Source organism: Noviherbaspirillum malthae (assembly GCF_015352985.1).
Classification (GTDB): Bacteria; Pseudomonadota; Gammaproteobacteria; order Burkholderiales; family Burkholderiaceae_D; genus Noviherbaspirillum; species Noviherbaspirillum malthae.
Window position 1 is genome coordinate 1 of record NZ_JACYXF010000131.1, and the last position, 7932, is coordinate 7932.

The following is a 7932-nucleotide window of genomic DNA, read 5'->3' on the forward strand; positions in this document are numbered from 1 at the left end:
TTGCAATATCGAGCCCGATTCTTACGATTGCCATGCCTGCCTCCTTCTATCCGTTGGGAAACGCCACGCTTTGTTCAGCCTTTAGTGTATCCAGCTTCAGGGGTGGAGGGAGTCCATGACATTACCGTTAGCTAAATAAACCGAAATTATTTTAAATTAGAAACTCTAGCGAAAAGGAGAGTAACGAAGAAATCTGACTGTTCGGAGTGCGAACAAGTCATTCAATAAGATTGACGTTGTCGAGTCTTGGTCTTTACACTGAAAAGGCAATAACTCGGAGAGTGTTAAAAAGCAGCAGTTTTATGAAACCTTGTAGGTTGCATAACCTGCCAGCAGCTATTTATGATGCCCAGCAGACAGGTGCGGAACTACAATATTATGAAACAGGGACACGCTGTCCAGACAAAACGAATTGCCGAAGTTAAAAGCGAAAAGCCATAAAATTAACATTCCATGTTCTTAGGAAATATAGGAGACGAAATAATGTGTAACCAAAAGGAAGCGCCCCTTAGGATCAAAATCGGCATGGCGCACGTCGTCACGGTTTTAGCCTTTACCGGATTGACCGGTACTGCGAGGGCGGCAGACAATGTCAGGATCGGCTTGATGCTGCCGTATTCGGGGACGTTTGCCGATTTGGGCAAGAACATCACCAATGGATTCAAGCTGGCGATTGCGGAGAAGGGCGGTAAGATTGCAGGGCGGGACGTGGAATTCGTCACGCTTGACGATGAGTCCGATCCTGCCAAGGCCAATGAAAACGCAAACAAGCTGATCAAGCGCGACAAGGTGGATGTGCTGGTAGGAACCGTTCACTCGGGGGTTGCGCTCACCATGGCGCGTGTTGCCCGTAGCGCCGGCATTCCGATGATCATTCCAAACGCAGGTGCCGACGAGCTGACTGGCGCATTGTGCGCGCCGAACATCTTCCGCACCTCTTTTTCAAATTGGCAGGCTGGCTATGGAGTTGGTGCACTGATGGCCCAGAAACATAAGTCCGCAGTGGCGCTCGCTTGGAAATATGCGGCTGGCGATGAACAGACCGCGGGGTTCAAAGAAGCTTTCGAAAAGGGCGGCGGCAAGGTGTTGAAACACCTGACCCTTCCTTTCCCGAATACCGAATTCCAGCCGCTGCTTACCGAGATTGCTTCGATCAAGCCAGAGGCAGCATATACTTTCGTCGCTGGCGCAGCGCAGGTTAAACTTGCCAAGGACTATCACGCCGCAGGCCTGCGCTCCAGGATTCCCCTATACGGCGCTTTCATCACCGAAGGCACGCTGCAAGCGCAGGGCGAGTCGGCGCAAGGGCTTCTTACCGTGCTGCATTATGCAGACGGGCTGGAGACTCCACGCAACAAGTCATTCATCGAGTCCTACAAAAAGGCCTACGGCGGCGCGACGCCGGATGTGTTCGCAGTCCAAGGCTATGACGCGGCACAGCTCTACCTCGTCGGGCTGGAAGCGGTCGAGGGCGATACCAGCAAGCGCAAAGAAATGCTCAAGGCGATGGAAAACGCAAAGCTCGACAGTCCGCGTGGTCCTCTGTCTTTTTCCAAGTCGCACAATCCGGTCCAGGATATGTACATTCGCGAAGCAAGAGGCAACCAGAACGTCATGGTTGGCGTGGCAGTGAAGCAGCTGGTGGATCCTTCGCCTGAATGTAAGATGCAGTAAGACCCTCCAGCAGAGTAACGGCGGCGTGGTGACACTTCCTCACGCTGCTCTTTATCGCGTACAACAGGAACAGCGTAGCCGTGTTTACCTTAGCCGCACGCCCACAACGAGACTGAAAATGGACTTTGGACCGTTTCTCATACAAACCTTGAACGCCATTCAGTATGGCCTTCTGCTTTTCCTGATTGCCAGCGGCCTGACACTGATTTTCGGCGTGATGGGAGTCATCAACCTTGCACACGGCAGCTTTTACATGATGGGCGCGTACTTTGCGTTCACCATTACGGCAATGACAGGTAACCTGCTAATTGCGATGGTTCTGGGCGCCATCCTTAGCGCAGTCATTGGCGCCCTGCTGGAATGGGCACTGTTCAGCCATCTTTACAAGCGTGACCATTTGCAACAGGTCCTGCTGACCTACGGGCTAATCCTGATTTTCGAAGAACTACGCAGCGTATTCGTTGGAGACGAGGTGCACGCGGTAAGTATCCCAAAATGGCTGGATTTCTCGATCCCCTTAGGACCTACAATGGATTATCCAGTGTACCGTCTGTTCATGTCCGGGGTATGCCTTTTAATTGCAGCTGGGATGTATGTCTTGATTCAACGTACAAGAATAGGAGCTATGATTCGTGCAGGCGCATCGAACCGCGACATGGCTCAGATTCTAGGTATCAACATTAATATGGTCTATCGGCTCGTGTTTTCACTTGGTGTGGCTCTTGCGGCATTTGCCGGTATGATCAACGCGCCTGCCTCAGCAGTGTCGCCGGGCATGGGCATGCAGGTATTGATCATCAGCTTTGTTGTGGTGATCATTGGCGGTATCGGATCAGTATGGGGCGCCCTTCTGGCTTCCGTGCTCATCGGCTTTGCCGATACATTCGGCAAGATATTCTTTCCCGATTATGCAGGAATGGCGACTTACCTCCTTATGGCCATCATCCTGCTTTGGCGTCCTGAAGGCCTATTTAAGCAATGAAAACTTTTTTCGATTCGACACCTCGTTTGACGGCAGCCATCGCTTTCTTTGTCGCATTAGCTGCATTTCCGCTACTGGGGCTGGATTTCTACAACGAAATGGTCGCTAGGATTATTATCCTTAGTATTTTTGCTGTCAGTCTCGATTTGCTAGTGGGTTACACTGGTCTGGTTAGTTTGGGCCATGCTGCATGGTTTGGACTTGGCGGTTATACCTTTGCACTGCTGTCGACGCAGTACAAGCTCTCCACGAGCCTGTGGGTCACACTGCCGGCCGCGATGGTGGTGACAGCATTTCTCGCTGCAATCGTCGGGTTGTTCGTGCTGCGCACGAAGGGCATCTTTCTTATCATGGTGACGCTCGCCTTCGCGCAGGTATTTTATTTTCTGTTTCACGACGTACAGGCAATTGGTGGTAGCTCTGACGGCATCAATCTGTACAGCAAACCGACAGCGACCCTAGGCGATGTCACGGTCCTGGACCTGCAGAATCCTACCACGCTGTACTACTTCATACTGATCGTCATGATTCTGGTCATCACCGGGCTCTCGGTGTTGCTGCGTTCACCATTCGGACGGGCGATCCAAGGGATCCGCGAAAACGAACACCGGATGAGGTCAATAGGGTACCCGGTTTTCCGCTACAAGCTTGCTACATTCACTCTCGCCGGGGCTATTGCTGGTTTGGCCGGCTACCTCTTTGCCGTGCTCAGCGATGGCGTCAACCCTGAACTGTTGTCTTGGCACCAGTCGGCCGATGTGTTGTTAATGCTGATCTTCGGTGGCATTGGTCAAGTTTGGGGCGGCATAATTGGCGCATTTGTATTCGTTCTCCTCAAGGAACTGTTGATGTCGACAACCACACTTTGGCAGTTATGGCTTGGACTGATCATCGTGCTTACTGTCCTCTTCCTGCCAGACGGCTTGGTGTCGCTGCTCGACCGCATCAAGCTGCTTTTAGGAAAACGAACACACGCGTTGCTGCCCAAAGTCACCAAGTCGCTGTCCGGGAGAAAAGCATGACAAGTTTGGCGAAGGACGTATTGCTTAAGACGGTTGGGGTCAAGCGCATGTTTGGCGGTTTGGCGGCAAACGATAATGTATCAATTGAGATTCGACGCGGCCAAGTCCATGCGGTGCTCGGTCCGAACGGGGCAGGGAAATCAACACTCATTAATTTGTTGTCTGGCGACCTCGCATGTTCCGGCGGCTCGATTCTTTACCGAGGACAGGACATTACTCATCTTTCTCCGGATTCCCGTTCACGCATGGGTATTGGGCGCAGCTATCAAAAAACCAGCATATTCCCGTCATTCACGGTTTTCGAAAACTGTCGGCTCTCAGCTCAGTCTCGCCATCCTCGGTCGACAGCTGTATGGTCGAATGCATCTACTTACCCGCGGTATGTCGAAGCCGCGGAGAAGGCGATGCACTCCACCGGTTTGATTAGTCATGCCTATCGACGTGCGAGTGACTTAAGCCATGGTGAACAGCGCCAGTTGGAACTCGCGATCGTGCTTTGCACCGAGCCGGACGTACTGCTGCTCGACGAGCCATTGGCCGGAATGGGGTTGGAAGAGTCCGCCCGCATGATTGCATTGCTCAAGACGCTGGTCCAATCACATGCAATTCTTTTGGTCGAGCATGACATGGATGCGGTGTTCTCGATTGCTGACGTGATTACCGTCATGGTAAACGGCGTCGTACTGCAAACCGGTTTTCCCGATGAAATACGGTCGAACTCCGAGGTGCAGCGCGCCTATTTTGGACACTGAAAGGAATTGCCGTGAGTGAAGTGCTACTACAAGGGAAAGGATTGCATTCCTTTTACGGGCAAAGCCATATTTTGCATGGCGTGGATTTTTCCATACGGCGCGGCGAAACTGTGGGGCTCATGGGGCGCAACGGGATGGGAAAATCCACCTTGATCAAAAGTTTGGTCGGCGTAGTGAGGCCTCGTCAAGGAGAAGTGCAAATCCGGGGCCGTTCTACCATTGGCCTGCCACCATTTCAGGTGGCGCGCATGGGAGTTTCCTACGTACCGGAAGGGCGGGGCATCTTCCCCAATCTTAACGTGCAGGAAAACCTGCTAGTCTCAGCGCGCTCTGGCGTGGATGGACGGCGCGACTGGACTTACGAACGTGTGCTAGATTCATTTCCTCGATTAAAAGAAAGATTGCACCATGGTGGCCACCAGCTTTCCGGTGGTGAGCAACAGATGCTTACCATTGGTCGCGCGCTGATGACCAACCCTGACCTGCTCATTCTCGATGAGGCCACAGAAGGTCTGGCGCCGCTAGTCTCAAAAGAAATCTGGCGGATCATCAGCCTGATTCGTGAGGCTGGCATTGCTACTGTGATCGTCGACAAAAATTTCAAGGCGGTCACCGAAATAAGCAGCCGCAATATCATCATGGTGAAAGGCCGGGTCGTGTTTGAAGGCAGTGGTCAGGAGTTGGAAGCCGATCCGGCACGCCTCAAGGAATATCTCGGCGTATAAATAACGGCACCTCCCGTTGTTCGAAGATGTCGCTTTTTGAATGTAAGCTCGACTTTGTCCATTTTTGGGCCCATTAGGGTAAGCCAGAAGGGGTCTATCATGAATAGGACTTACGCAAAAAAGTTGTTGATTTCGAAAATGACGTAAACCCAAAGCGGGTTAAGAATCTGTAAATTAGCGGGCATGAAGACGACACGCCCGACGCGACTGGATTACTGCCAATACCTGCTGGTGAGCCAGATCAACTACACCATCACGAACTACGCGGACCATACCGAAAATCAGATGAGCCACGACGCGATCAATCGCTACCTGCGCGAAGACCGGCTGACATCGCGGCTGGTGTGGGAGCACGCGCGCACGCAGATCGAACCTTCTGCGCATGGCTACGTCATCTTCGACGACACGGTGCTGGACAAGAACTTCTCGCACCAGATCGAACTGGTGCGGTTGCAATTTTCCGGCAATGCGCACGGTCTGATCAAGGGTATCGGCCTGGTCAACTGTGTGTACGTCAATCCGGAGACGGGGAAATACTGGGTGATCGATTACCGCATCTACGATCCTGACCGCGACGGCAAGAGCAAGCTCGATCATGTGCAGGACATGCTCACGCAGATCGTGCAGCACAAGCAGCTGCCGTTTCATGCCGTCCTGATGGATACCTGGTATGCGACCAAGGACTTGATGCTGTTCATCGATTCCCTCCACAAGATTTACTACTGCCCGCTCAAGGACAACCGCCAGGTCGACGATTCCGGCGGCGAAGAACCGTATCGCCGCGTCGATGAACTGGCGTGGACCAATCACGAATGGGCGCATGGCAAGGTCGTCAAGATCAAGGGTTTCCCCAAAGACTACAAAGTGAAACTGTTCCGGGTCGCGGTCGCTACCCACCGCACGGACTGGGTTGTCACCAACGACCTGGCTCAGGATTCGGACACTGCCGTACAAGAGGTGTGCGGCATGCGCTGGAAGATCGAGCAGTTTCACCGCGAACTCAAGCAAACCACCGGCATCGAGAAAAACCAGTGCCGCAAGGCGCGTATCCAGCGCAACCACATCGCCTGCGCCATGCTGGTCTGGCTGCGCCTGACCGACCTCGCTCGCCAAACTCAACAAACCGTCTACCGCATCAAGCACGGATTGCTCGACAACTACCTCTGTCAACAGCTCAAAAATCCCTCCGTCAAGATGCGGTTTGCGTAAGTCCTAATGAAGTAACCGTAACTGTTCACCTTGTCGGAAGCGTCCGGAAGTCAAGCTGAACGCAGCGCAGCACTGAGAGCGTGTTATGAACTAAGATCGAAGACTGCCATGGTCTTACTGAGCATGAGGCAGACGAAGGCGACATAGTGAAGCCCTGCCAATGTCTGCGCCGTACGCTCGTAATCACGTGCCAACCTTCGAAAGCGTGCGGCCCAAGCGAAGCTTCTTTCAACGACCCATCGTTTTGGCAACAGTACAAAGCCTCGCTTGGCCTCAGTATGCTTGACCACCACCAGCTCCATGCAAAAGTCCTGTGCCTGCTCCGCTGCAGCTTCGCCGGTATAGCCCTGATCTACGTAGGCGATCTCGACGTTGAGGTTAGTCGCTTCCTGTACGCTCTTGGCCAGCTGTGCCACCTGATCCCGATCCTGTTCATTGGCCGGCGTGACATGCAGCGCTAGCAAATGACCCAAGGTATCAACCGCCGCATGCACCTTCGATCCTTTACGACGTTTCGCGCCGTCATAGCCGGCCCGCGCACCGCTCTCTGGAGTGGACTGAATAGTGCGGCTATCAAGAATGGTGGCCGTTGGAGCCGGTTCACGTCCGGCCGCCAGGCGCAATAGGGAGCGCAGATCATGAACGATAGCTTCGAAGCAACCGGCTTTGATCCATCGCTGCGTCTGCTGATACACGGTGTACCAGGGCGGAAAGTCATGCGGCAACATGCGCCATGGCGCACCGCTTCTTACCAGCCAGCGTAGGGCGTTGAACACCTCGCGCAACGAGTGCTCACGCTGTGCGGCGTCCAGCGGCAGTAACGATAGGTAAGGTGCAACGAAGTCCCATTCTTCGTCTTGCACGTCGCTTGGGTATGGTTTTCTGGCAGTCATGCCGCCATGGACTTTTTGCTATTTCATGAGTTCATAACACGCTCTGAGTTGCGGCAATGAACATTAAAGAGGTGCGCTACACCCGCAACCTCGTGCGGTTTGACGATTCTTACATTCATGAGTATCGACCTGTCGCAGCCAGCGCCACGGGTGTGCACCCTGGAAGAAGCCCAAGCGCTCATTGATGCGTTGTGGCTGATGTTGCGTGCGCATGTAACGACCCACTGAAAACCTGCTCAGGTGATAATCACGAAAAGGAATCACATGAGCATGACGATGGAAGAAGAATTCAAGCGGTGGACAGCCAAGCGCAAAGCGGCGTTGGTCACTGAAATCATCCAAGGCAAAACCAGCATTGCGGAGGCCAGCCTGGCATTCGACATTCCGCCTTCAGAGATCGAGGAGTGGGTTGACGAAGGACGCAAGGGCTTGGAGAACGCCCTGCGTGCCAAGCCGCTGGATGTCAAGTAACAGTACGAGCGGCAGCTCAAAGAGTTGCAGGAGGCGTACGGCGAAGCGATGCTGGAGCTGCGCGCCAAAAAAATTTGGAGGTATAACGGAATGTTGTGGATGAGGGGTAGTTGAAGAAGGCGGCGGATGCTGCTGAAATAAGGTTGTCTAGACCGAAACATTTCAGCAGAAAGGAATCCGCCACCATGGGTGACGATAGAGTTA

Annotated in this window: 7 protein-coding genes and 1 pseudogene; 7 read left to right on the top strand and 1 reads right to left on the bottom strand. The window is 53.3% G+C overall.

Annotated elements, in window-relative coordinates:
* Positions 1 to 525: 525 nt before the first annotated feature.
* The 6 genes from IGW03_RS36745 to IGW03_RS36770 all read left to right on the top strand — a co-directional run bounded on the left by IGW03_RS36745 (position 526) and on the right by IGW03_RS36770 (position 6364).
* On the top strand, positions 526 to 1674 hold the full coding sequence (locus IGW03_RS36745) for an ABC transporter substrate-binding protein (protein ID WP_194727335.1): 1149 nt from the start codon (positions 526 to 528) through the stop codon (positions 1672 to 1674).
* 118 nt (positions 1675 to 1792) lie between these two features.
* Positions 1793 to 2656 (top strand): branched-chain amino acid ABC transporter permease, encoded by an 864-nt coding sequence (locus IGW03_RS36750; protein WP_194727329.1) that lies wholly within the window; start codon positions 1793 to 1795, stop codon positions 2654 to 2656.
* The gene (locus tag IGW03_RS36755) at positions 2653 to 3678 is read left to right on the top strand and encodes a branched-chain amino acid ABC transporter permease (protein ID WP_194727330.1); all 1026 of its coding nucleotides are present in this window, start codon (positions 2653 to 2655) and stop codon (positions 3676 to 3678) included. The genes IGW03_RS36750 and IGW03_RS36755 overlap by 4 nt, the downstream gene beginning before the upstream one ends.
* Positions 3675 to 4430 carry an ABC transporter ATP-binding protein gene (locus IGW03_RS36760; protein ID WP_194727331.1) on the top strand — a complete coding sequence of 252 codons (756 nt, stop codon included), beginning with the start codon at positions 3675 to 3677 and terminating at the stop codon, positions 4428 to 4430. Before IGW03_RS36755 ends, IGW03_RS36760 begins: the two co-directional genes overlap by 4 nt.
* A gap of 11 nt (positions 4431 to 4441) precedes the next feature.
* Positions 4442 to 5155 carry an ABC transporter ATP-binding protein gene (locus tag IGW03_RS36765; protein ID WP_194727332.1) on the top strand — a complete coding sequence of 238 codons (714 nt, stop codon included), beginning with the start codon at positions 4442 to 4444 and terminating at the stop codon, positions 5153 to 5155.
* A 183-nt stretch (positions 5156 to 5338) separates the two neighbouring features.
* Positions 5339 to 6364 carry an IS701 family transposase gene (locus tag IGW03_RS36770; protein WP_194727333.1) on the top strand — a complete coding sequence of 342 codons (1026 nt, stop codon included), beginning with the start codon at positions 5339 to 5341 and terminating at the stop codon, positions 6362 to 6364.
* Positions 6365 to 6447: 83 nt separating this feature from the next.
* On the opposite strand, the gene IGW03_RS36775 is transcribed toward IGW03_RS36770, so the two are convergent.
* Positions 6448 to 7257: an IS5 family transposase gene (locus IGW03_RS36775; protein ID WP_194727334.1), complete on the bottom strand. Its 810-nt coding sequence runs from the start codon at positions 7255 to 7257 to the stop codon at positions 6448 to 6450.
* Positions 7258 to 7521: 264 nt separating this feature from the next.
* Between IGW03_RS36775 and IGW03_RS36780 the strand changes: the two are divergent.
* Positions 7522 to 7842, top strand: a pseudogene (locus IGW03_RS36780) (DUF1153 domain-containing protein).
* The last annotated feature ends 90 nt before the right edge of the window (positions 7843 to 7932 follow it).

Excerpts from the sequence above, each read along its gene's own strand:
- IGW03_RS36745 (WP_194727335.1), top strand. The coding sequence starts at position 526 with ATGGCGCACGTCGTCACGGTTTTAGCCTTTACCGGATTGACCGGTACT.
- IGW03_RS36755 (WP_194727330.1), top strand. The coding sequence starts at position 2,653 with ATGAAAACTTTTTTCGATTCGACACCTCGTTTGACGGCAGCCATCGCT.
- IGW03_RS36775 (WP_194727334.1), bottom strand. The coding sequence starts at position 7,257 with ATGACTGCCAGAAAACCATACCCAAGCGACGTGCAAGACGAAGAATGG.
- IGW03_RS36770 (WP_194727333.1), top strand. The coding sequence starts at position 5,339 with ATGAAGACGACACGCCCGACGCGACTGGATTACTGCCAATACCTGCTG.
- IGW03_RS36760 (WP_194727331.1), top strand. The coding sequence starts at position 3,675 with ATGACAAGTTTGGCGAAGGACGTATTGCTTAAGACGGTTGGGGTCAAG.
- IGW03_RS36750 (WP_194727329.1), top strand. The coding sequence starts at position 1,793 with ATGGACTTTGGACCGTTTCTCATACAAACCTTGAACGCCATTCAGTAT.